This window comes from Pseudomonas sp. LTJR-52, from assembly GCF_003691465.1.
GTDB lineage: Bacteria > Pseudomonadota > Gammaproteobacteria > Pseudomonadales > Pseudomonadaceae > Chryseomonas > Chryseomonas luteola.
Window position 1 is genome coordinate 2,230,400 of the sequence record NZ_CP033105.1, and the last position, 22,940, is coordinate 2,253,339.

The 22,940-nt window shown below is 53.2% G+C and carries 18 protein-coding genes; 10 read left to right on the forward strand and 8 right to left on the reverse strand.

Annotated features, from left to right (window positions below; genetic code table 11):
- Window positions 1–135 precede the first annotated feature (135 nt).
- From EAW52_RS10445 to EAW52_RS10455, 3 genes are all read right to left on the reverse strand, one after another.
- Window positions 136–3,051 (reverse strand): ribonucleoside-diphosphate reductase subunit alpha, encoded by a 2,916-nt coding sequence (locus EAW52_RS10445; RefSeq protein ID WP_019367028.1) that lies wholly within the window; start codon window positions 3,049–3,051, stop codon window positions 136–138.
- A 680-nt stretch (window positions 3,052–3,731) separates the two neighbouring features.
- The gene (locus EAW52_RS10450) at window positions 3,732–4,133 is read right to left on the reverse strand and encodes a YbaN family protein (RefSeq protein WP_019367029.1); all 402 of its coding nucleotides are present in this window, start codon (window positions 4,131–4,133) and stop codon (window positions 3,732–3,734) included.
- 15 nt (window positions 4,134–4,148) lie between these two features.
- Window positions 4,149–4,733 carry a YecA family protein gene (locus tag EAW52_RS10455; RefSeq protein ID WP_010794668.1) on the reverse strand — a complete coding sequence of 195 codons (585 nt, stop codon included), beginning with the start codon at window positions 4,731–4,733 and terminating at the stop codon, window positions 4,149–4,151.
- A gap of 329 nt (window positions 4,734–5,062) precedes the next feature.
- Here EAW52_RS10455 and recQ point away from each other — a divergent pair, with 329 nt between their 5' ends.
- The 3 genes from recQ to EAW52_RS10470 all read left to right on the forward strand — a co-directional run bounded on the left by recQ (window position 5,063) and on the right by EAW52_RS10470 (window position 10,222).
- On the forward strand, window positions 5,063–7,198 hold the full coding sequence (recQ, locus tag EAW52_RS10460; protein ID WP_122042349.1) for a DNA helicase RecQ: 2,136 nt from the start codon (window positions 5,063–5,065) through the stop codon (window positions 7,196–7,198).
- A gap of 117 nt (window positions 7,199–7,315) precedes the next feature.
- Window positions 7,316–7,759: a MarR family transcriptional regulator gene (locus tag EAW52_RS10465; protein WP_010794666.1), complete on the forward strand. Its 444-nt coding sequence runs from the start codon at window positions 7,316–7,318 to the stop codon at window positions 7,757–7,759.
- A gap of 171 nt (window positions 7,760–7,930) precedes the next feature.
- Window positions 7,931–10,222 (forward strand): FimV family protein, encoded by a 2,292-nt coding sequence (locus EAW52_RS10470; protein WP_122042350.1) that lies wholly within the window; start codon window positions 7,931–7,933, stop codon window positions 10,220–10,222.
- Window positions 10,223–10,250: 28 nt separating this feature from the next.
- Here the strand turns inward: EAW52_RS10470 and EAW52_RS10475 are convergent, their stop codons facing one another.
- Window positions 10,251–12,452 (reverse strand): patatin-like phospholipase family protein, encoded by a 2,202-nt coding sequence (locus EAW52_RS10475; RefSeq protein WP_122042351.1) that lies wholly within the window; start codon window positions 12,450–12,452, stop codon window positions 10,251–10,253.
- Window positions 12,453–12,517: 65 nt separating this feature from the next.
- Here EAW52_RS10475 and EAW52_RS10480 point away from each other — a divergent pair, with 65 nt between their 5' ends.
- Window positions 12,518–12,829, forward strand: coding sequence for a SelT/SelW/SelH family protein (locus tag EAW52_RS10480; protein ID WP_122042352.1), 312 nt, complete (start codon window positions 12,518–12,520; stop codon window positions 12,827–12,829).
- A gap of 31 nt (window positions 12,830–12,860) precedes the next feature.
- Here the strand turns inward: EAW52_RS10480 and cspD are convergent, their stop codons facing one another.
- Window positions 12,861–13,133: a cold shock domain-containing protein CspD gene (cspD, locus tag EAW52_RS10485; RefSeq protein WP_010794662.1), complete on the reverse strand. Its 273-nt coding sequence runs from the start codon at window positions 13,131–13,133 to the stop codon at window positions 12,861–12,863.
- A 227-nt stretch (window positions 13,134–13,360) separates the two neighbouring features.
- Here cspD and clpS point away from each other — a divergent pair, with 227 nt between their 5' ends.
- Both clpS and clpA read left to right on the forward strand, forming a co-directional pair.
- Entirely contained in the window at window positions 13,361–13,720 is a 360-nt protein-coding gene (gene clpS / locus EAW52_RS10490; protein ID WP_026004116.1) for an ATP-dependent Clp protease adapter ClpS, read from the forward strand.
- A 26-nt stretch (window positions 13,721–13,746) separates the two neighbouring features.
- On the forward strand, window positions 13,747–16,014 hold the full coding sequence (clpA, locus tag EAW52_RS10495) for an ATP-dependent Clp protease ATP-binding subunit ClpA (RefSeq protein WP_074824332.1): 2,268 nt from the start codon (window positions 13,747–13,749) through the stop codon (window positions 16,012–16,014).
- A gap of 51 nt (window positions 16,015–16,065) precedes the next feature.
- On the opposite strand, the gene infA is transcribed toward clpA, so the two are convergent.
- The 3 genes from infA to aat all read right to left on the reverse strand — a co-directional run bounded on the left by infA (window position 16,066) and on the right by aat (window position 17,824).
- Complete coding sequence (infA, locus tag EAW52_RS10500) at window positions 16,066–16,284, reverse strand: translation initiation factor IF-1 (protein WP_002553999.1); 219 nt, start codon at window positions 16,282–16,284, stop codon at window positions 16,066–16,068.
- A gap of 101 nt (window positions 16,285–16,385) precedes the next feature.
- On the reverse strand, window positions 16,386–17,093 hold the full coding sequence (locus EAW52_RS10505) for an arginyltransferase (protein ID WP_010794658.1): 708 nt from the start codon (window positions 17,091–17,093) through the stop codon (window positions 16,386–16,388).
- A 41-nt stretch (window positions 17,094–17,134) separates the two neighbouring features.
- On the reverse strand, window positions 17,135–17,824 hold the full coding sequence (gene aat, locus EAW52_RS10510; RefSeq protein WP_122042353.1) for a leucyl/phenylalanyl-tRNA--protein transferase: 690 nt from the start codon (window positions 17,822–17,824) through the stop codon (window positions 17,135–17,137).
- A gap of 279 nt (window positions 17,825–18,103) precedes the next feature.
- Between aat and EAW52_RS10515 the strand changes: the two genes are divergently transcribed.
- The 4 genes from EAW52_RS10515 to crcB are packed head-to-tail and all read left to right on the forward strand — an operon-like array spanning window position 18,104 to window position 22,935.
- The gene (locus EAW52_RS10515; protein WP_122044772.1) at window positions 18,104–20,581 is read left to right on the forward strand and encodes a DNA translocase FtsK; all 2,478 of its coding nucleotides are present in this window, start codon (window positions 18,104–18,106) and stop codon (window positions 20,579–20,581) included.
- A 21-nt stretch (window positions 20,582–20,602) separates the two neighbouring features.
- Window positions 20,603–21,226, forward strand: a complete 624-nt coding sequence (gene lolA, locus EAW52_RS10520; RefSeq protein WP_122042354.1) for an outer membrane lipoprotein chaperone LolA — start codon at window positions 20,603–20,605, stop codon at window positions 21,224–21,226.
- Window positions 21,227–21,235: 9 nt separating this feature from the next.
- Complete coding sequence (locus tag EAW52_RS10525; RefSeq protein WP_122042355.1) at window positions 21,236–22,564, forward strand: replication-associated recombination protein A; 1,329 nt, start codon at window positions 21,236–21,238, stop codon at window positions 22,562–22,564.
- A complete protein-coding gene (gene crcB / locus EAW52_RS10530; protein ID WP_010794653.1) occupies window positions 22,561–22,935 on the forward strand; it encodes a fluoride efflux transporter CrcB in 375 nt (124 codons plus the stop codon). Before EAW52_RS10525 ends, crcB begins: the two co-directional genes overlap by 4 nt.
- The last annotated feature ends 5 nt before the right edge of the window (window positions 22,936–22,940 follow it).

A 22,940-nucleotide genomic window follows, 5' to 3' on the forward strand; every position in this document is an offset into this window, starting at 1 on the left:
TGTAATCATGCTCAAGGCAGGGACAGGCCAATCGGTCTCGTGAGGCCGACTTTCAGTACTTGTTGTGTTTGGATTTACGTTCGGGGAGGGTGGTAAACCCCTCCCCGAATCCTCTCCGAAGAGAGGGCTTATGGCTTACTGACAGGCTTCGCAGTCGGGGTCGTCGATGCTGCAGGCCTTGGGCACTGGTGCCGGAGCCGGAGCGGGTGCTGCCTCGGCTTTTTGTGCTGGCGCCGGTGAGGCACTGGCTTGTACGCCGGTGATCGGATCTGCACTAACGGCATTCAGCTTGCCGGTGTTGATGGTGGACTTCTCGGTGCTGGTAGCAGCCAGGGCGCGGAGGTAATAGGTGGTCTTCAGACCACGGAACCACGCCATGCGATAGGTTACGTCCAGCTTCTTGCCCGAGGCGCCAGCGATGTAGAGGTTCAGGGACTGTGCCTGATCGATCCACTTCTGACGGCGGCTCGCTGCTTCCACGATCCAACGGGTTTCGACTTCAAACGCGGTAGCGTACAGGTCCTTCAGGTCTTGCGGGATGCGCTCGATCTGCTGGACGGAGCCGTCGTAGTACTTGAGGTCGTTGACCATGACTGGATCCCACAGGCCGCGTGCTTTCAAGTCACGCACCAGGTAGGGGTTGATCACGGTGAACTCGCCCGACAGGTTCGATTTCACGTACAGGTTCTGGTAAGTCGGCTCGATGGACTGCGATACGCCGGTGATGTTGGCGATGGTTGCAGTCGGCGCGATGGCCATGATGTTCGAGTTACGGATACCTTTCTTAACGCGTTCGCGAATCGGCGCCCAATCCAATGTCTCGGACAGGTCGACTTCAATGTACTTGGAGCCACGCTCTTCGATCAGCATCTTTTCAGAGTCGATCGGCAGAATGCCCTTGGACCACAGCGAGCCTTCGAACGTCTCGTAGCTACCACGCTCGTCGGCCAGGTCACAGGACGCCTGGATCGCAAAGTAGCTAATCGCTTCCATGGACTTGTCGGCGAACTCGACGGCGGCATCTGAACCATAGGCGATGTGCTGGAGGTACAGCGCGTCCTGGAAGCCCATGATGCCCATGCCCACCGGGCGGTGCTTCAGGTTGGAGTTGCGAGCCTGAGGAACCGAGTAGTAGTTGATGTCGATAACGTTATCGAGCATGCGCACGGCCGTCTTTACGGTACGGCCAATCTTTTCGATGTCCAGCTTGCCTTCGACGATGTGGTTCACCAGGTTGATCGAGCCCAGGTTACATACAGCGATCTCGTCCTTGTTGGTATTCAAGGTGATCTCGGTGCACAGGTTGGAGCTGTGAACCACGCCCACGTGCTGCTGCGGGCTGCGCAGGTTGCATGGGTCCTTGAAGGTCAACCAGGGATGGCCGGTTTCGAACAGCATGGACAACATCTTGCGCCACAGATCCTTGGCCTTGATGGTCTTGTACAGCTTGATCTTGCCGTATTCGATCAGGGCTTCGTAATACTCATAACGCTCTTCAAATGCCTTGCCGTACAGGTCGTGTAGATCCGGTACATCGGAAGGGGAGAACAGGGTCCAATTGCCGTCATCGAATACACGCTTCATGAACAGATCCGGAATCCAGTTCGCGGTGTTCATGTCGTGAGTACGGCGGCGGTCGTCACCGGTGTTCTTGCGCAGCTCGAGGAATTCTTCGATATCTAGGTGCCAGGTTTCCAGGTACGCACAGACGGCGCCCTTGCGCTTGCCACCCTGGTTAACGGCTACGGCGGTGTCGTTCACTACCTTCAGGAACGGAACAACGCCCTGGGACTTGCCGTTGGTGCCCTTGATGTAGGAGCCCAATGCACGGACCGGAGTCCAGTCATTACCCAGGCCGCCGGCGAATTTAGACAGCATGGCGTTATCGTGGATCGCGCCGTAGATGCCCGACAGATCATCCGGGACGGTAGTCAGGTAGCAGCTGGACAGCTGTGGGCGCAGGGTGCCGGCGTTGAACAGGGTCGGTGTGGACGCCATGTAGTCAAAGCTGGACAGCAGATTGTAAAACTCGATTGCCCGCGCTTCCTTGTCGGCTTCCATGTGGGACAAGCCCATGGCGACGCGCATGAAAAACAGCTGCGGCAGTTCGAAGCGGGTACCGTTGCTGTGCAGGAAGTAGCGGTCATATAGCGTCTGCAGGCCGAGGTAGGTGAACTGCCCGTCACGCTCGTGGTTGATCGCCTTGCCCAGCTTTTCCAGGTCGAAGCTTGCCAGTTTCGGATCCAGCAGCTCCAGCTCTACGCCTTTGGCAACGTAGGCGGGCAGGGCCTTGGCATACAGGTCGGCCATCTCATGGTGAGTGGCGCTTTCTGCAACGCTTAGGAAGGACAGGCCTTCAGCACGCAGGCTGTCGAGCAGTAGGCGGGCTGTAACGAAGGAGTAATTCGGCTCACGCTCAACCAGCGTACGCGCCGTCATGACCAAGGCGGTATTAACGTCTTTTTCGGCTACGCCGTCGTACAGGTTCTTCAGTGTTTCGCGCTGGATCAGCTCGCCGTTGACTTCGGCCAAGCCTTCACATGCTTCGGAGATGATGGTGTTCAGACGACCCATGTCCAGCGGAAGCAGAGTACCGTCAGCCTTGGTTACGCGGATGCTTGGATGCGGCTCTGCCACTTCAGCAACGGCGCGCTTGCGCTCTTGGGCGCGTGCTTCGCGATAGATCACGTAATCACGGGCCACTTTTTGTTCGCCGGCACGCATCAGGGCCAATTCGACCTGATCCTGAATTTCTTCGATGTGAATCGTACCACCGGAAGGCATGCGACGCTTGAAGGTCGCTGTGACCTGCTCGGTCAGACGCTTTACCGTGTTATGGATACGTGAGGAAGCCGCAGCAGTACCACCTTCAACAGCCAGGAATGCCTTGGTGATGGCAACGGTGATCTTGTCGTCAGTGTAGGGAACGACTGTGCCGTTACGCTTGATGACACGCAGTTGGCCGGGAGCAGTGGCCTTGACGTCCAGGTTGTTGTCGTCGGCCGGGAAGCCGTCGGTCGTTGCTTTCTCGCGGGACAGATCAGTCTGCATGCGGGTTCGTCTCCTAACGTTATAAGTACGATGGAGCCTCTACGGCTCCTATCTTTAAGCGTTTTGCAAAACGGCGCCGGGTTGGCTTTGCAAAACGCTCACACCAGACACGGCTTATGGCCAGGCCCGTTAATCACTCAAACATGAGCCATAAAGCGTTAAAGGCTCAAAAAACGATTCAATACCAGCCGGCGGCTAACCACATCATGTAGTGGTAGGGGCTGTATGGGCTTCGGGGAGGAATAGCGGGTTGGCTGGTCTCCGAAGCTGCGTCAATCGTCATTGAAAAAGAGCTTCGACCAACCGGAGGCTGAACGCTTGACGGGTTGACAAGTTTTACTTTGTCTAGTGTCCGGTTGCTCGGCGAACCCCAATATATAGGGATGTTCGTTAAAGCGAGGTACAAGATAATGCGCTAGCGGCTGCTTTGCAAGTTGATAAAACGCCACAGCCTGTGGATAAAAAGTGGGTAATTTTGGGATATGTCGACGCAGGTCGCATGGCTTCTGAGGTTCGCCGTCAGTCGCGTTTTCCGCATCTTTTCGTCAGAGCAGGTAAATGAAATTTCGTTCAAACGTTAACACTATATGTAGTGGTGCTTTTATGACTGGATGCGATAGAGATAAGTAAGATAAGTCAAGTAGAAAAACGCTTCTTTAAGAGCAATAAAATGAGTCCCGCTAAGGGACGGGACGAGTCTTCTGACGAAGGATGTAGATTGTCACGCAGGCCGAGCTGACCACCAGGAACACGCGTGCCCAGAAATAGGGTACTAGCCAGCTGGAGATCCCAATGCTGATCCACATGGTGAAAATGGCGTAGATTTTTCCCTTGAGCGGAATCCCTTCACCTTCCAGATAATCCTTGATCCAGGGGCCTAGCCGAGGATGGTTGACCAGCCAGCCATAGAAGCGCTCCGAGCTGCGCATAAAGCAGCCCGCTGCAAGGAGGAGAAAAGGGGTGGTTGGTAGAAGAGGCAGAAAAATGCCAATCACGCCCAAGGCAACACTGACCCAGCCCAGCGTCAGCAGGCTATAACGGACCCAGGGCCGCCGGCTGACGCGTACATCTCGTTCAGGCATTCGATGTTGAGAGCCTCAGTGACGAGGCTTTAGCAACGCTGGCTTTTCTTCAGGGGCATGGCACAGCAGGAACAGCTGCGTCAGGATTTCCGGAATCTGCGAAACCATGTTGTCGACCAGTTCAGGGTCTTCAGCGATATCGCTGAATTCAGCCTGTTCTTCGAAAAGGCCTGAACCAACCATGATGGGCAACAGCAGCTCGCTGACTTCTTCCTCGGCCTGCTCGAACCAGACGGCTTCACGCAGGAAGACGCCTTCCATGAATCCGATACACCAGCCGCGCAGGTCGGAGTCATCCGGATCGTCGCCTAGCTCCAGGTCGCATGGAAGCTCAAGCTCCTCATCGCTGCCCAGTATGCGCAGGATATGCGCCTTGAGCTGGACAAGCGTGGATTCGATTTCTTCGCGCTGTGCATCGCTGGTGTAATGCGGCGGCTCGGCGAAAAGGGCATCGATCCATTCACGCTCGGGTACGTCTTCCGGGCAAATGGCCAGAGCGGTTAGATAACCGTGCGCTGCGATATAGTCGAGCGCTTCCTCATGCAGGTCGTCCGCATCAAGAAACTCACGGAGACGGGACAGTTGTTCAGCGAAGGACATCGGTTACTTACCTCGGAAAACGGGCTGGATATACGATAAAGGCAGTCGCGTTACGATGATGTTCCCGCAAATCGCCTATTGGGTTCCATATTGTTCACATGCTGAACTCGGGAAAGCCACACGGACGACGTGCATGGTGTCACGTTCTGCAACTGCCTCAACGAAGCCGATTGTAGACGAGCCGGTGCGCCGCGGCAAAAGGCACGTCATTAATCTAGCCAATCTGGCCCTTCTATCAGGGCTTTGTTACAGCCTTGGGCACTGAGTGACGGATAACCGGGCGTTTCTTGTCAGTGCCCGTATAATGCGCGCCATCAAATGGAGGCAGCATGTTCGATCAAGCTTTGCGTATTCTTAAAGACGTCTTTGGTTATGACGCGTTCCGTGGCAATCAGGCCCGGATCATCGAGCGCGTTGCCAACGGCGGAGATGCGCTGGTGCTCATGCCTACAGGTGGCGGCAAATCCCTGTGTTATCAGGTACCCGCCTTGTTGCGTGAGGGGCTGACCGTTGTCGTCTCGCCACTGATCGCCTTGATGGATGATCAGGTTGCGACGCTGGATGAACTAGGCGTGCCAGCGGTCGCGCTCAATTCGACGCTTTCGCCCGAGGCACAGCGCGACATTGCTGCACGGCTTGAGCGCGGCGAGATCAAGCTCTTGTACCTGGCGCCGGAGCGTCTGGTGCAGCCGCGCATGCTGAATTTCCTGCAGCGACTCGGCAACATTGCACTATTCGCCATCGACGAGGCGCACTGCGTTTCCCAGTGGGGGCACGATTTTAGGCCAGAGTATCTGCAGCTTGGCCAATTGGCAGAGCAGTTTCCCGATGTGCCACGCATTGCCTTGACCGCTACGGCAGACATGCGTACCCGGGATGAAATGATTCAGCGATTGCATCTGCAGAATGCCGAGCAGTTTCTATCCAGTTTTGACCGACCCAACATTTTCTACCGTATTGTTCCTAAGGAGCAGCCTCGCAAGCAGTTGTTGTCGTTTCTGACGCAGCATCGGGGTGATGCGGGCATTGTTTACTGCATGTCGCGTAAAAAGGTCGAGGAGGTAGCTGAGTACCTTTCTGCGCAGGGTTTTCCCGCCTTGCCTTACCATGCAGGGCTTTCCAACGAGCTGCGTGCGTTTAACCAGAAACGTTTCCTCAACGAAGAAGGACTCATCATGGTCGCGACTATTGCCTTTGGCATGGGCATCGACAAGCCGAACGTTCGCTTTGTCGCGCACCTGGATCTGCCCAAGAGTCTGGAAGCGTATTACCAGGAGACTGGACGAGCAGGGCGGGATGGTTTGCCCTCTGATGCCTGGATGGCTTATGGATTGCAGGATGTCCTGCTGCTTCGCCAGATGATGCAAAGCTCCGAAGGGGATGAGCGTCATAAGCGCGTAGAACGCAACAAACTCGAAGCCATGCTGGCATTGTGCGAAGAGACACGCTGCCGCCGGCAGGTACTGCTGGCCTATTTCGATGAAACATTGCCTGAGCCCTGTGGGCATTGTGATAACTGCGTAGACGGTGTCGAAACCTGGGATGCCACCCAGCCGGCTCGGCAGGCATTGTCAGCCATCTATAGAAGCGGTCAGCGGTATGGCGTAGGGCATTTGGTCGATATCCTGCTGGGGCGGGAAAATGACAAGATCAAAAGTCTGGGGCATGAGCGTCTGGCTGTTTTCGGCCTTGGTAAATCGCTGGCTGAAGATGAATGGCGAACCCTCTTTCGTCAGCTGGTTGCACGTGGTTTCGCTGACGTGGATGTAGACGGCTTTGGTGGTCTTCGCCTAACGGAGGCATGCCGTCCGCTTCTGCGTGGGGAAACGACGCTCGAGCTACGCCGTGATCCCAAGCCGCAGCGTACACGCGGTAACAATTCCGGCCCCAGCGCAGCCAGCCAGTTGGTACGCTCTGAAGAGCGTCAGCAGTGGGAGGCCCTGCGTACGCTGCGTCGAAAACTGGCAGAAGAGCACGGAGTGCCTCCTTATGTCATTTTCCCGGATGCAACCTTGTTGGAAATGTTGCGGGGACAGCCACGGACCTTGCACGATATGGGGCGTATCAGTGGTGTGGGCGCGAGGAAGCTTGAACGGTATGGCCAGGCTTTTCTTGACGTGCTGACAGACGCCCCAGCAGCACTGGAGCCTGTTGCCGATGTTCGTCATGAGGTCATTACCCTGGTCCGTGCGGGTATGACGCCTCCGCAAATCTCACGGCAGCTTTCCTGCTCTGAGAAAAATGTTTACAGCATTCTGGCGGAGGCCATTGCACGACAGCAGCTTTCACTGGAGCAAGCGCTTGAGCTGCCCGATGATCTTGTAGGCGAAATCCAGGATGCGTTTTTGGAGGAAGAGGGCGACTTGCCTCCAGCAGCAGCGCTGGCGGATCGATTCGCTGACCAGGTGCCTGTCGGTGTTTTGTACTGCATAAGGGCTGCACTGGCTGCAGAGCTCGCAGAGTAAAGAGAGATAAGCTGCCAAATGTACTGATTGCGGGGATAAATTCACTACCAAAACTAGATTGTAGGCTGTTTAATAGCTAAACAATAATAACCGTCAAAACGATAAGGTCATTGGTCCATGCCGCAAAACGATCCCCATCTCTTTGGTCGCCAGCTTTTCCATGTTTCGCGTGCCTGGCGGGCAGAGCTTGATCGCCGTCTGAGCCATCTGGGTTTATCCCAGGCGCGCTGGCAAGTCTTGCTGACCCTTGCACGCATGAAGGATCAGCATCCTACTCAACGAGAGCTGGCCCAAAGTGTCAGTGTAGAGGGGCCAACATTGGCTCGTCTTTTGGACGGACTTGAAGCTCAGAAACTGGTGCGCCGAGTGGCGGTGAGTGAAGATCGTCGAGCCAAGCGCATCATGCTTACAGCTGCCGCTGGCCCGCTTATTGAAAAGATCCAAGCCATTGCGGATGAGCTGCGTGAAGAGTTGCTGGCGGGTATTGATGACTCCGCGATTGATATTTGCCAGCAAGTCCATCAGAAAGTACTGGCCAACCTCGAAAAACGAGGCCAGTAATCGGAATCCTCGCGGCTCCGCTGAGGGCCGCGTCGTATCGGTTTGTTCCTCTATACTTTCAGTGCTACTTTTTTTGAATAGCGCTCGCTAGTCGATTTTCTAAACTTTCTACGAGCGCAGCCGTTGCCGTTGTCAGGGCGGTAATTTTTTTATTTGCAGTTAGGGCGCTGAATGGCCACGAAAAACGTTAATCGTTTTCGAACTCTCATAATGGTATCCGGCCTGGTGCTGGGCGTTGGCAGCAACTCTGTCTTTGCGGTCGGGCTGGGCAACATCGCGCTTCAGTCTTCCCTCTATCAGCCTCTTAGTGCGCGTATCGAGCTGGTGGATGTCGGTGAGCTTGAGGCCAGCGATTTTCACATCGGCCTTGCGTCTAATGACGAGTTTGCGCGTTCTGGCCTCGATCGTACTCAGTTCATGAGCGACATGCACTTCACGCCAGTGATTGAGCCGGGCGGCAGGAGTTATATTCGCGTCACATCGACCCGTCCGGTTAGCGAGCCTTATTTGAGTTTTCTGGTTGGTCTTGAGCTGCCCGGCGGGCGTCAGTTGCGTGAGTTCACTGTGCTGATAGATCCGCCCGGCTATCAGGTGTCTGCAAGCCCTGCGGTGAGCCGGAGCAACAGCTATGCACAGGTAGAGGTATCACGTCCTGCTGTACCCCGTGCTTCGCGGCCTTCTATGCCTCCTGCACCTACACCGAGACCAGACCTTCAGGCAGGTGCTGCTACCTACACGACACGTGCAAACGATACGCTCTGGCAGATTGCACAGAAGCTGGTTCGCCAGGCGGGTAAAGGTTCTGTTCGGCAAATGATGGAGGACTTATATTCGCTGAATATCAATGCATTTGCCGCGGGCGACATGCACCGGCTTAGGGTGGGGCACACGTTACGTCTTCCTGCCGACTTTTCTGCTCCTGTAGCAGCGGCTGAGCAAAACGCCGCATCGATTGTAGCTCCGGCGCAAAATCCTCCTCGTGAACAGCCCGTACCGTCAGAGTCGCCCACGAATACTGCCCCGGTACAGGCTGGAGTGGAGCAAGCACCTACGGCGGTTGCTCAGCAGGATCAGCTTCTGCTTCGTATGGCTCAGCTGCAAACTCAATTGGAGCAACTCCAGGCTCGTCTGGATGAAACCGTAAGGGATAAGGATAACCAGATCGCAGCGTTGCAGCAGGAGGTTACTCAGCTGCGTACCTTTGAAAAAGCAAGCGATATCCCCCTGCCAGCAGATCCATCTTTGGCGCCGTCCCCGTCAACTTTTTCCGATAGTGATACAGGGGTAACTCGGGCGCCGTCTGAAGATCCTTCACAGGCACCCACTATTGCTCCGTCTGCTACAACCACGCTGCCTGAACAGAGCGCTTCGCAGACCCTAAGCCCTCTTGTCGCACCGTTACCAGTGCAAGTCGACGCAGAGCAGGAAAAAGACTGGTCATCCTATTATTTATGGTTGGTTCCTATTGCCGCCTTGCTGGCAGCGGTCCTCATTGCGATACGTCGTCGACGCACGCAAGAAGAATCGACAGCTGCTGTAGTGGCTGGTTTGCCTGAGGAGGGCGAGCCCGATCGTGACGGTCATGCTCTTGTGCCGCTTGTCGAGCCAGCGGTTATAGCTAGCCGTGCGGAACCGCATGATGCTGAGCCTCTGATACCTATTTCACCCCAGCATGCCACGCCCAAGGCTGACGATGAATTTCTGGGACGTGCCGAAATTTACCTGGCTTATGGACGTTATAACCAGGCTCGTGAGGTGCTTGAGGAAGGCATCGCCGAGCAGCCTGGCCGCCTGGATCTGCGCATGATGCTGCTCCAGGTGCTGGCTGCTTTAGGTGAGAGAAAGCTGTTCGCCGTTCAAGAGGCGGCCGTTCGTGAATTGGGTGGCGATACGCAGGCAATCGATCAGCTAAAGGCACTCCTTCCAGGCATGATCGAGGAGTCGGCTGAGGAGCAGAGCGTCAAAGCTGAGGAGGAACCTCTGGAGGTTTCTCTTGATCTGCCCGACGGTCTGGAAGAGGAGTGGAAACCTCAGCTTGACTTGAAAGCTGACGAAATGAAGCCCACTCAAGCCGATATCGAAAATTTCGATCTGGATTTACAGGACCTCAGTTTTGATGACGCTATTGCCCTTACGGAGCTGCTAGACGCTGAGCAAGGACATGAAAAAGCCAAGCCTGCTGAGGCGCTGGACGATGATTTTCCTTATACGTTAGGAGAGTTGCCATCAGTGGATGAGCTGGACATGACGCTGGACGAGCATTTCGCCAGCCATGTGCCGAGCGCCTCGGTGGCAGACAATGAGCTGAGCGATTATCCAGCCAGCCCTCTGTTGCAACAGGCGAAATCCTGCATGGCCCAAGGCGATATGCGGGCAGCCAGCGCTATTCTTCAGCGGATCCTCAATGAAGGAAACGATGCACAGCGCCATGAGGCAGAGGTACTACTGGCGCGCATTGCTTGATGCGCGCTGTAAACGTCTAATTTGAGCCTTAGAAGTTATTTCCGAGATTCAGGTAAACCGCTCGTTGGCCGTCATCATTTAATCCATAGCTAAAGTTAAGCGGCCCCAGTGGAGTATCGAATCCCAGGAAAATACTACCTGCGGTGATTGAGCCGCTGTCATAGTTATTTCCATTGTTCCAGATACGCCCTTGCTCAAGACTTCCTCCGAGATAAACAGGGAAGTCGAGCGGTAGGAGTGAGCGCTCTGTCATCCGACGATAATAGATCAGCCGCCCCAACGTGTAATTCTGGCCAGACAGGGCATCCTGTCGATAACCGGAAAGTTGCCTTGCGCCGCCCAAGAGATAGCTGCTGGTTACCGTGTCAATATCGTTGAACGTTCGGCCGTAATAACCACCTAGAACTACAGTGTCCTGGCCAAACGTCAACGCCTTGTCTAATTTGAACTCCATCTGCTGGTAACGCTCATCCGAGCCAAGGCTGGTATCAAATTGGCGAAGGGTTACAGAAATATCTTCTCCCTCATTGGGAAAGTCCACATTATCCATGGTATCGAATGAGTATTTCAGCTCATAGAAGCCTTCGCTAAAGGTATCGGTCGGGAGATTCGAATTGCCGATATGGATCTTCGTTTTACCCCAGCGCTGACCGATGCCAAAGCGGATCTCGCCATTGTTGTTGATCTGTCTCCCCACATTAAATCCATACCCATACCGCTCACGACGATATTCAGCTATAGGATCATTATCCTGGACGGCTTCGATGTTTTGTGCGTCCGCACTCAGATAGGGCGCAAAGAAATATCGTGAGCCTACATCCAGCGGCTGATAGAACTCTGTGTAAAGTTCTTGTTTGTCGCCAACCTGAAGGCGGGTCAGCCATTCGGCGCCTAATTTATTGATGCCGTTTATCCGATAGCTGGCGCCTATATTGAAAGCGCTGTCGCCCTCCATGTCGTCTGAAAGACTCAAGCCTAGCCGCAGAAAATCAGTGCCGCTGCGTTTTCCAAGCGCATGAATTACAAGAACGTTATTGTCTTCGCCTTTCTTCTTTTGTCGGACGATGCGGTATTCCACTTGGTCAAAGTAGTCGAGCCCATAAATGGTGCCCATATCGTCTTTTAGCTTTTCTAGATCAAGCGGTTCGCCTAATGACTGACGTACGTAATGCCGGATAACACTGTCGCTTACCTTGGAGTCGTTTTCGATCCGTACCTCTGTAATGATCGGGTTTCGCTGCCCCGGCTGGCGTGCAATGGACAATGCAATGTCCGTATCGTCCACCGGCGGGCGCCTCAGACTGGCCAGGCGAGAAGACAACGCCTGAGTGGCGCGATAGCCAGCGTCAATTAATTCATTGACGCTACCAAAGTCAGCGCTGGTGTAAGCAGCCAGCGGAGGCTCAACCAAAATATCTTTGGATGTCAGTGTTGCCAGCTGAGCTTCAGAGTTGTTGCGTGTCATCAGGGTAGTGGACTGGTTGAGCACGTCTACAACGGTAGTAAGCTCCTTGCGTTTCAATAGTGGAGTGCCGATATCAACAGCAATAACCCTATCAACGCCCATGCTGCGAGCGACATCGATAGGGATGTTATCAACCATGCCACCATCGACTAGCAAGCGTCCGTCTACATCAACCGGTGCAAATACGGCTGGAATTGACATGCTGGCTCGAATAGCCCGGGGCAAATGTCCCTGGCTGAACACAACTTTTTCGCCTGTCACGATATCAGTGGCAACGGCACGAAAGGGAATAGCCAATTTATCGAAGTTTCGCGTTTCGCTCGTGTGGACCAGCAGGCTTTCCAGTAGCATGGACAGGTTCTGGCCTTGAATGACACCAATCGGAAGGCCCAGCGCTCCATCGTCTCGAAAGCTGAGTTGCTGCTTGATGAGAAAGTCTCTGTCATCCTGCTTTCGTCGAAACGGAACGTCCTTACGGGGAGGTTGATCCGAAAGTACCTGCTGCCAGTCCATTTCTTTGGCAATGCGCTCAATTTCATCAACTTTGTAGCCAGCTGCATACAAACCGCCAATGACTGCACCCATGCTGGTTCCAGCGATGGCATCGACATGAATGCCTTGTTCTTCCAGTGCTTTCAATACGCCGATATGAGCGAGTCCGCGCGCTGCGCCCCCAGATAATACCAGCCCTATTTTAGAGTGAGCTTGATCACTCCATGAAAGGCTTGGCAGTAACAGTAGTAAGCAAAGAAATAGGTATCGCATGAGCAAGTCACAGGCAGGCGAGAGACGGGAAGCTTATTATAAGCAGCTCAAAAGAGGAGAATGGGATGACTGAGCAAAAGCCAGAGGTGGTTATTACCTATTGCACACAATGCCAGTGGCTACTGCGAGCGGCCTGGATGGCGCAGGAGTTGTTGAGTACCTTTGCCACTGAACTGGGCCGGGTCAGCCTTGAGCCATCGACAGGTGGTACTTTTCAGATTACTTGCGATGGGGCTCTCATATGGGAAAGAAAACGGGATGGAGGTTTTCCTGAGGCCAAGGTCTTGAAACAGCGTGTTCGCGACCTTATTAATCCGGATAGGGATTTAGGTCATAGTGATCGGCAAGGTAAGCAAGATTCTATGCCTGAGCGATAAAGCCGCTCAGGCATAACTGCGAATCCTGGCGTCACACCTCGGAGGTCATCCTTGCATTGGCAGGCTCGCTGATTCGTTCGGTTCTTGCTGGTGCAGCTACTTCCGCAGCGCGGATGTTAACGGCATGCAAGCCCTTGGGGCCTTGAATGATTTCAAAATTCACGGCCTGGCCAGCTTTCAGTGTTCGATAGCCGTCCATCTGGATTGCTGAATAATGAGCGAATAGGTCTTCGTCGCTTCCTTCCGCTACTATGAAGCCGTATCCCTTGGCATTGTTGAACCACTTGACTTTGCCGCTGAGCATGCTGGCATCCCTCTGCAAAGGACTCCACAGGTGGAGTATTATCCCACTACAGTCCCGTTCAGATAGTCTTGAACGCACTAAAACACGGAACCCCTGGTACCCTTATGGGTATCCAAAGGTTTTAACACCCTTTTAGGGTTAGTCAAGGCGATGCGATATTCGCCTGAGAAGTAGATCAAGGTCTTTGCGGACCTTCTAATCCATTCACTAGAAAAAATTTCTTGAGCATGCATCCAATCAGCCATATTCGACTAACATCAGAACAAGGCCCTTCACATCACGAGGATGACGGTGCAGGCCTGGCTGTCCAGGAAGCAAAACCTGCATTGAAGGCTCCGTCGTTGTATAAGGTACTTATGTTCAACGACGACTACACCCCGATGGAGTTTGTTGTTGAGGTGCTTGAGAAGTTCTTTAGCATGAATCGTGAAAAGGCCACACAGATAATGTTGGTCGTTCACACCCAAGGTAAGGCTGTGTGTGGAGTCTTTACTCGCGACATTGCTGAAACCAAGGCCATGCAAGTGAATCAATATGCTAGGGAGAGCCAGCATCCGCTCCTTTGTGAGATTGAAATAGAAAGTTGATCTGTGCCTGGCTATGAGGTGAAGCTATGTTGAATCGTGAGCTCGAAGTCACCCTCAATCTTGCCTTCAAGGAGGCAAGAACGAAGCGTCATGAATTCATGACTGTCGAACACCTCCTCCTCGCGTTGCTGGATAACGAAGCGGCTGCAACAGTGCTTCGTGCATGTGGTGCGAACATGGATAAGTTGCGGCGGGATCTGCACGAGTTTATCGACTCGACGACTCCGCTCATCCCGCAGCAAGATGAAGAGCGTGAAACCCAGCCTACGCTTGGTTTCCAGCGTGTCCTGCAGCGTGCTGTTTTCCATGTGCAAAGTTCCGGCAAGCGAGAGGTAACCGGAGCGAACGTCCTTGTTGCGATTTTTTCAGAGCAGGAAAGCCAAGCGGTCTTTTTGCTCAAGCAACAGAGCGTAGCGCGTATTGATGTTGTCAATTTTATCGCTCATGGGATCTCCAAGGTGCCTGGCACCAATGAGAGAGACCAAGAGCAGGATCAGCCTGACGAGGAGGGCGGAGAAACAACCGCTAGCAACCATCCTCTGGAGGCTTATGCAAGTAATCTGAACGAGTTGGCTCGTCAGGGTCGTATCGATCCTCTTGTCGGTCGTGAGAACGAAGTAGAGCGTGTCGCCCAGATTCTGGCTCGCCGCCGCAAGAACAATCCTTTGCTGGTGGGTGAGGCCGGGGTAGGCAAAACGGCGATTGCTGAAGGTTTGGCCAAGCGCATCGTTGATGGGCAAGTGCCGGATCTGCTAGCTGATAGTGTCGTTTATTCACTTGACTTGGGTGCGCTGCTGGCTGGTACCAAGTACCGCGGCGATTTTGAGAAGCGCTTCAAGGGGTTGCTACACGAGTTGCGTAAGCGTCCCCATGCTGTGTTGTTTATTGACGAGATCCACACAATCATCGGTGCGGGTGCCGCATCTGGTGGTGTAATGGATGCTTCCAACCTGCTCAAGCCATTGTTGTCATCGGGTGAAATCCGCTGCATCGGCTCAACAACTTTCCAGGAATTCCGCGGTATTTTTGAGAAAGATCGTGCCTTGGCGCGCCGGTTCCAGAAAGTTGATGTGGTTGAGCCTTCCGTTGAAGACACCTTTGGTATCTTGCGAGGCCTGAAAGCTCGCTTTGAGCAACATCATGGTATTGAGTACAGTGATGAGGCACTGCGTGCCGCCGCTGATTTGGCTGCGCGTTATATTAATGATCGACATATGCCGGACAAGGCTATCGACGTCATTGATGAGGCGGGTGCTTTCCAGCGATTACAGCCTGAATCGAAGCGTGTGCAGCGTATCGAAGTCGCACAGGTTGAGGACATCGTTGCCAAGATTGCTCGAATTCCTCCAAAGACGGTCAATACTTCGGACAAGGAGCTTCTGCGTAATCTGGAGCGCGATCTGAAATTGACGGTATTTGGTCAGGACATGGCAATCGACTCGCTGTCGACTGCTATCAAGCTCTCGCGAGCTGGTCTTAAATCGCCCGACAAGCCCGTCGGCTCCTTCCTGTTTGCCGGTCCTACCGGTGTTGGTAAGACAGAGGTGGCAAGACAGCTAGCTAAAGCGTTAGGGATCGAATTGATCCGCTTCGATATGTCGGAGTATATGGAGCGTCATACCGTTTCGCGTTTGATCGGTGCGCCTCCTGGCTACGTTGGCTTTGACCAGGGCGGTCTGCTGACTGAAGCTATTACCAAGACGCCGCATTGTGTACTTCTGCTTGATGAGATCGAAAAGGCGCATCCTGAGGTCTTTAACCTGCTTCTGCAGGTCATGGATCATGGTACGTTGACGGATAACAACGGCCGTAAGGCTGATTTCCGTAACGTTATTGTGATTCTCACGACCAACGCAGGTGCTGAAACCGCTTCTCGTGCCTCGATCGGCTTCACGTTGCAAGATCACTCAACCGACGCAATGGAAGTTATCAAGAAGAGCTTTACACCTGAGTTCCGTAACCGCCTGGATACCATTATCCAGTTTGGTCGCCTTAGCCACGAAACCATCAAGAGCATCGTGGATAAATTCCTCACTGAGTTGCAAGCTCAGCTGGAAGATAAACGCGTTCAGCTTGAGGTCTCGGATGCTGCCCGCGGCTGGCTGGCTACCAATGGTTATGATCCTCAGATGGGAGCTCGGCCCATGGGGCGTCTTATTCAGGATAAGATCAAGCGGCCGCTGGCTGAAGAGATTTTGTTTGGTGAGTTGGCTGAACATGGGGGCGTGGTTCACATCGATCTCAAGGGTGATGAGTTGGCCTTTGAGTACGAAACCACAGCGGAGCCTGCATAAGGTTGCGCCCACAAAAAAGCCCGGCATATGCCGGGCTTTTTTGTGGAGGTATCAACGAGCGCGATACGTGATTCGACCTTTACTCAGATCGTAGGGCGTCAGTTCCACGCGCACCTTGTCTCCGGTTAGGATACGAATGTAGTTCTTGCGCATCTTTCCAGAAATATGCGCCGTAACGACGTGCCCATTTTCCAACTCCACGCGGAACATGGTGTTAGGCAGGGTGTCGACGACAGTACCTTCCATTTCGAAGCTGTCTTCTTTCGACATAGGTTATGAAGCCCCTCGGTAACATAAAAATGCCTGGACCATCCAGGCGGAAAATCGGCATGCATTGTGCCCGAAAAACTCAATCGATGCCATGTCTGATGTCAGGACACTCGAACCCAGCGTTGATTGACAAAAAGTTCGATTGGCCGATATTGAGTCTTATAGGACATCTTTCGACAGCCTTTGATCCAATAACCGAGATAAACCGCTTCAAGATTCAGGCGTGCCGTTTCCGCGATCTGCCAGAGAATGCCAAACGTACCAAGACTTCTACGTTCCTCGTCTGGATCATAGAAGGTATACACTGCAGACAGTCCGTTGGGTAACACATCGGTTACTGCAACGCCAACCAAGCGTTCGCCCAAGCGCATTTCGTAAAAAAAGGCGTAAGGCAGCTCCCGGATAAGAAAGGTCGTAAACTGTTCTCGGCTTGGAGGGTACATGTCTCCGTCTGCATGCCGTTCCGTAATGTAGCGTGCATATAGTCGATAATGCTCTTCTGTAAAGCGAGGCCTACGCTTTTCAATGGTGATATCTGCATTTCGCTTGAGAATACGCTTCTGACGTCTATCGGGAACAAAATCGGCAGCGCGAATACGTGCCGGAACGCACGCCTTGCATTGCTGGCAGTGAGGTCGATAAAGATGATCTCCGCTGCGCCTGAAACCTAATTCAGAGAGTTCGGCATATAGCTGGCCGCTCATGGGTTGGGCGGGGTCGAGAAAGAGCGTGGTTGCCTGCTGGTCAGGCAGGTAACTGCATGTGTGCGGCTGAGTGGCGTAAAACTTCAATCGGGCCAGCTCACTCATAATCTACCTCTAGGAAAACATGAGGAAGGTAATCAATCCTGTCATGCCGGTTGCGAAGACCAGTCTGCTTTAGATGTTTCGTCCAGGTATCGTGCCAAATAGTTCGAAAATTGCGTACGAGAAATGCTCGTCGCGCCAAAGCTTTCAAGATGTCGCGTGGGCATCTGGCAATCAATCAGCGCGAAGTCCCATTCTGCCAGTTGCTGAGCCAATGTAGCGAAACCAACCTTGGACGCGTTGGCGGTGCGGCTAAACATGGACTCTCCAAAGAATAGTTTACCGATTGCCAAGCCATACAGGCCGCCGACGAGCGAGTCTTCCTCCCAAACTTCGACTGAATGAGCAATGCCTCGTTTGTAAAGCTCTACATAGGCCTGCTGCATTTCCGAGGTGATCCATGTTTCGTGGGTATAATCTCGTGGTTCAGAGCACCCCTTGATAACCTGCGCAAAATCTTTGTCGAAGGTCACCGTAAAGCGTTGCTGACGAATCAGCTTTGCAAGGCTGCGAGAGATATGGATCTCTGCAGGTATCAATACCGTTCTGGGGTCGGGTGACCACCAAAGAATGGGTTGGTCAGCCTGGAACCATGGAAAGCAGCCGTGACGATAAGCGGCAATCAAGCGCTCGGGTGAAAGGTCGCCGCCTATCGCAAGCAGCCCATTAGGTTCGCTCAGCGCACTACTGAGCGGCGGAAATTGTATAAAGTCGCGTTTCAACCAAGTCAGCATGGAAGGGGAGGGGGTTAACAAAGTAGTCTTCAGGCTAACTCCGATTACTGGCAAGCGCCAGTTTTCCCTTTTGATTTAAACTTTGTTGAGGAATGCTGCATAACTCTTTGTCACAACAGCAAAAGAATGTTCCAATGCATGGTTCACGGCTAAAGTCGTGGTAAAAATAGGTCATTGTTGTTGCGACTCGGTTTTTCGTATGGAACGAGCTGCGTAGGGTCGTAGAATGCTGCCTTGTTTCTTTTCATCTTCACGTTGTCGGTGCAGGAAAAGTCGCGTTTGAAACAATCTACTTCTGCCAGCCATGTGACACAGTGGCGCGAACACCTTCATTATCGTTTGAAGGAGGTGTTGCTTATCGCATTAGCCGCATTGTGTCTGTATACACTGATGGCTTTATTGACCTATGACCCCTCTGATCCAGGCTGGACGCATACCAGTCGTATAGATCAGATCCACAACGCTGCAGGACGTGCTGGCGCATGGCTGGCTGATGTCCTCTTCATGGCGTTGGGGTACTTCGCTTTCATCTTTCCGTTGCTGTTGGGTATCAAAACCTGGCAGGTATTCAGGCATCGCTATATGCCATGGGAATGGAGCGGGTGGCTGTTTTCATGGCGTCTGACCGGACTGGTTTTCCTTATTCTGGCAGGCTCTGCACTGGCTTACATTCACTTTCACGCTGACGCCCATTTGCCGGCGTCGGCAGGCGGTGCGCTTGGAGAAAGCCTAGGACAACTTGCTCTTAATGCTCTAAATGTGCAGGGCAGTACATTGCTATTTTTAGCAGTATTCCTGTTGGGCTTGACCGTTTTCACTGATCTTTCCTGGTTTAAGGTCATGGACCTGACAGGAAAGATTACGCTTGATTTATTTGAGCTTATTCAGGGAGGCGCCAGCCGCTGGATGGGTAGCCGCGGTGAGCGGAAGCGTCTTGCTTCACAACTGCAGGATGAAGAGTATTACGACGATGAAGAGCTTGAGGTTGAGGAGGAAGAACCTCAGGCGCCTATCAAGCGAGAAGCTAAAAAGACTCGTGAGCGTGTCGTTGAAACCGTTGAGCTTGATGATGAAGTTCTGGTGCCTGAGCGCAAGTCCGCTCCCGCTATGCCAGTTAATGAACGGTCTGTAGTGGAAAAGCCTCAGGCTGCCAAGCCGGCACCTCAGATCAATATGCCAGCGCCTGCTCCAATCCCTAAGCCGATCGAGGCAAAACGATCCGCTCCGTCTGCCGCGCACGTTGTTGATTCAGCCGTTGAAGGCACGATACCACCGATATCCTTGCTGGATCCGGCAGAGAAAAAACAGCAGAGTTTTTCTCCAGAGTCACTTGAGACCATGTCACGTCTGCTTGAGATAAAGCTCAAGGAGTTTGGTGTCGAAGTCATAGTCGAATCGGTTCACCCGGGACCGGTCATTACTCGTTTCGAGATACAACCTGCCGCTGGGGTAAAAGTCAGCCGTATTTCTAACTTGGCGAAGGATCTGGCTCGCTCACTGGCTGTTTTCAGTGTTCGGGTTGTTGAAGTCATTCCGGGCAAGACTACCGTCGGTATCGAGATTCCAAATGAAGACCGACAGATGGTGCGTTTTTCTGAAGTGCTGGAGTCTCCTGAGTATGAGGCCTCTAAGTCGCCCGTGACGCTCGCCCTAGGCCATGACATTGGCGGTAGGCCTGTTATCGCGGATCTGGCCAAAATGCCGCACCTGCTTGTAGCGGGTACCACAGGTTCGGGTAAGTCCGTTGGCGTAAACGCTATGCTTCTGTCGATCCTGTTCAAGTCGACGCCCGAAGAAGCGCGGTTGATCATGATCGACCCCAAGATGTTGGAATTGTCTATCTACGAAGGTATTCCACACCTTCTTTGCCCTGTCGTGACGGACATGAAAGAGGCTGCCAATGCGCTGCGCTGGAGCGTAGCCGAAATGGAGCGGCGCTATAAGCTCATGGCTGCTATGGGGGTCAGAAACCTTGCTGGCTTCAACCGCAAGATCAAGGACGCGGAGGAGGCAGGGACACCTCTGACAGATCCTCTTTATCGACGCGAAAGCATGGATGACGAAGCGCCGCTTCTAAAGGCGCTGCCTACGATCGTTGTAGTTGTCGATGAATTCGCCGACATGATGATGATTGTTGGCAAAAAAGTGGAAGAACTGATTGCGCGTATTGCTCAAAAGGCGCGTGCTGCAGGTATTCACCTGATCCTGGCCACGCAGCGCCCTTCGGTAGATGTGATTACCGGCCTGATCAAGGCCAACATCCCGACGCGTATGGCTTTCCAAGTATCGAGCAAGATCGACTCTCGAACCATTCTTGATCAAGGTGGTGCAGAGCAGCTGCTGGGGCATGGTGACATGCTCTATCTCCCACCAGGCACGGGTCTTCCTATTCGTGTCCATGGCGCCTTCGTCTCAGATGACGAGGTGCATCGCCTGGTTGAAGCCTGGAAACAACGCGGCGCGCCTGACTACATTGAAGACATCCTTGCGGGGGCAGATGAGGGCGGTGGCTCGTTTGAGGGTGGTAGCGGTGGTGATGGCAGTGAAGGAAATGAAGACGATCCCCTTTACGATGAGGCTGTCCGCTTTGTAACGGAAAGCCGCAGGGCCTCGATTTCTGCAGTTCAGCGCAAGCTCAAGATCGGTTATAACCGTGCTGCGCGAATGATCGAGGCTATGGAGATGGCTGGAGTTGTCACGCCTATGAATACGAACGGTTCAAGAGAGGTGATTGCACCTTCTCCTGTGCGTGATTAACCAATGTTTAAGAGGAATTCCATGCGATTGACTCGCTTGTTTGCCCTAGCAATTACAACTTTTCTAAGCGTCTCGGCTCAGGCTGCATCGGATGCAGCGAACCGTCTTTCCCAGTATCTGGAGAAAGCGCAGACCATGACGGCTCGCTTTTCCCAGCTGACTCTAGATGGCTCCGGGACCCGTCTTCAGGAGACTGCGGGTAATTTGAGTCTCAAGCGGCCAGGTCTTTTTCGTTGGCATACAGATTCTCCCATGGAGCAGTTGCTGGTGTCTGATGGGCAAAAGGTATGGCTATACGATCCAGACCTTGAGCAGGTGACTATTCAGAAGCTGGATCAGCGCCTAACCCAGACGCCTGCGTTGCTATTGTCCGGTGATGTGTCGAAGATTGAGGACAGTTTTACAATTACCTACAAGCAAAGCGGTAACGTGACTGATTTTGTGCTCAAGCCTAAAACCAGCGATACGCTGTTTGACAGCTTGCGCCTCTCATTTCGCGGTAACGTAATCAACGATATGCAGCTGATCGATAGCGTCGGTCAACGCACCAATATCCTGTTCTTCAACGTAAAAATGAATGAGCCGGTAAACGCCTCGGAATTCGTGTTTGAAATTCCTAAAGGTGCCGACGTCATTCAGGAGTGATCCTGCCCCATGGATCTATTCCGCGCAACGCCTGTGGCCCAGCCGCTGGCTGCTCGTATGCGTGCCACCACCCTGGACGAATACGTTGGCCAGCAGCATTTGCTTGCCCGAGGAAAACCTCTGCGAGAAGCACTGGAGCAGGGCGCGCTGCATTCCATGATTTTCTGGGGCCCACCAGGCGTCGGCAAGACGACATTGGCGCGTTTGCTGGCTGAAGTCAGCGATGCTCATTTCGAGACGATCTCGGCGGTTCTTTCCGGTGTAAAGGAGATCCGTCAGGCTGTTGAGATAGCCCGGCAGCAGGCTGCTCAGTATGGGCGTCGAACCATATTGTTCGTTGATGAAGTTCACCGCTTCAATAAATCCCAGCAAGATGCGTTTCTTCCCTATGTGGAAGACGGCACCCTTTTGTTTATTGGAGCGACGACTGAGAACCCTTCTTTTGAACTTAATAATGCGCTTCTTTCGAGAGCACGTGTTTATGTTCTCAAAAGCCTGGATGAAGAGGCCTTAACTCAGCTTACTAATCGAGCGCTGTTTGAAGACAAGGGCCTTGGTAAGCGCCGGTTAAGGCTTCCAGAGGAAAGTCGGAAAATTTTGTTGGCCGCTGCCGATGGAGATGGCCGCAGGTTACTCAATCTACTTGAAAATGCGGCCGATCTGGCTGAAGACGGCACAGACATAAGTCCGGATCTTTTACAAAGCTTGCTCGGTGATGGGCGCCGCCGTTTCGATAAAGGCGGTGAAGCGTTTTACGATCAAATTTCTGCGTTGCATAAGTCTGTTCGGGGTTCTAATCCCGACGCAACCTTATATTGGTATGCCCGTATGATCGATGGAGGCTGCGATCCGCTCTACATTGCTCGTCGTGTTGTGCGGATGGCCAGTGAAGATATCGGTAATGCCGATCCGCGTGCATTATCAATCTGTCTTTCTGCCTGGGATGTCCAAGAGCGGTTGGGCAGCCCGGAGGGTGAGCTTGCTATTGCGCAGGCCTTGGTTTACTTGGCCTGTGCGCCTAAAAGCAATGCGGTATACAAAGCATTCAACATGGCAATGGCAGATGTCAGGCAGAATGGCTCTCATGAAGTTCCTGTACATCTTCGTAATGCGCCAACCAAACTGATGAAGTCGTTGGGGTATGGTGAGGAGTATCGCTATGCACATGATGAACCTGATGCATATGCGGCAGGTGAAGATTATTTTCCCGAGGATAAGGCGCCGGTTCATTACTACGAGCCTGTACCGCGCGGTTTAGAACTAAAAATTCGTGACAAGCTCAGTCATTTGGCTGACTTGGATAGGGCCAGTCTGCGCCAGCGGCGGAAAGCGCCATGACGCCCATGATCCTGGCTATCGCAGCGGGTGGTGTACTAGGCACTCTGTTGCGATTTATCACGACATCCTGGATAACGGCGAGCTGGCCTAAGCATTTCTACATGGGCACATTGATCGTCAACTATGTGGGCTGCTTGCTGATCGGTGTTTTATACGGTCTTTTCCTTATTCGACCTGATGTGCCTGCGGAGCTAAGAGCAGGGCTTATCGTTGGCTTTCTAGGTGGCTTAACAACTTTTTCTTCCTTTTCCCTTGATACATTACGCTTGCTGGAAGGTGGCCAGGCTTTGCTTGCCATTGGATATGCCACGGCCAGCGTCGTAGGTGGTTTGCTTGCTACGTGGGCAGGCCTGTCATTGACAAAACTCTGATACGA

Coding starts and splice junctions, on each gene's coding strand:
- EAW52_RS10450 (WP_019367029.1), bottom strand. CDS start 4,133: ATGCCTGAACGAGATGTACGCGTCAGCCGGCGGCCCTGGGTCCGTTAT.
- lolA (WP_122042354.1), top strand. CDS start 20,603: ATGCGATTGACTCGCTTGTTTGCCCTAGCAATTACAACTTTTCTAAGC.
- infA (WP_002553999.1), bottom strand. CDS start 16,284: ATGTCGAAAGAAGACAGCTTCGAAATGGAAGGTACTGTCGTCGACACC.
- EAW52_RS10455 (WP_010794668.1), bottom strand. CDS start 4,733: ATGTCCTTCGCTGAACAACTGTCCCGTCTCCGTGAGTTTCTTGATGCG.
- EAW52_RS10465 (WP_010794666.1), top strand. CDS start 7,316: ATGCCGCAAAACGATCCCCATCTCTTTGGTCGCCAGCTTTTCCATGTT.
- aat (WP_122042353.1), bottom strand. CDS start 17,824: ATGCTGACTTGGTTGAAACGCGACTTTATACAATTTCCGCCGCTCAGT.
- EAW52_RS10505 (WP_010794658.1), bottom strand. CDS start 17,093: ATGAGTGAGCTGGCCCGATTGAAGTTTTACGCCACTCAGCCGCACACA.
- EAW52_RS10525 (WP_122042355.1), top strand. CDS start 21,236: ATGGATCTATTCCGCGCAACGCCTGTGGCCCAGCCGCTGGCTGCTCGT.
- EAW52_RS10445 (WP_019367028.1), bottom strand. CDS start 3,051: ATGCAGACTGATCTGTCCCGCGAGAAAGCAACGACCGACGGCTTCCCG.
- clpS (WP_026004116.1), top strand. CDS start 13,361: ATGCATCCAATCAGCCATATTCGACTAACATCAGAACAAGGCCCTTCA.
- clpA (WP_074824332.1), top strand. CDS start 13,747: ATGTTGAATCGTGAGCTCGAAGTCACCCTCAATCTTGCCTTCAAGGAG.
- recQ (WP_122042349.1), top strand. CDS start 5,063: ATGTTCGATCAAGCTTTGCGTATTCTTAAAGACGTCTTTGGTTATGAC.
- EAW52_RS10480 (WP_122042352.1), top strand. CDS start 12,518: ATGACTGAGCAAAAGCCAGAGGTGGTTATTACCTATTGCACACAATGC.
- EAW52_RS10470 (WP_122042350.1), top strand. CDS start 7,931: ATGGCCACGAAAAACGTTAATCGTTTTCGAACTCTCATAATGGTATCC.
- EAW52_RS10475 (WP_122042351.1), bottom strand. CDS start 12,452: ATGCGATACCTATTTCTTTGCTTACTACTGTTACTGCCAAGCCTTTCA.
- cspD (WP_010794662.1), bottom strand. CDS start 13,133: ATGCTCAGCGGCAAAGTCAAGTGGTTCAACAATGCCAAGGGATACGGC.
- crcB (WP_010794653.1), top strand. CDS start 22,561: ATGACGCCCATGATCCTGGCTATCGCAGCGGGTGGTGTACTAGGCACT.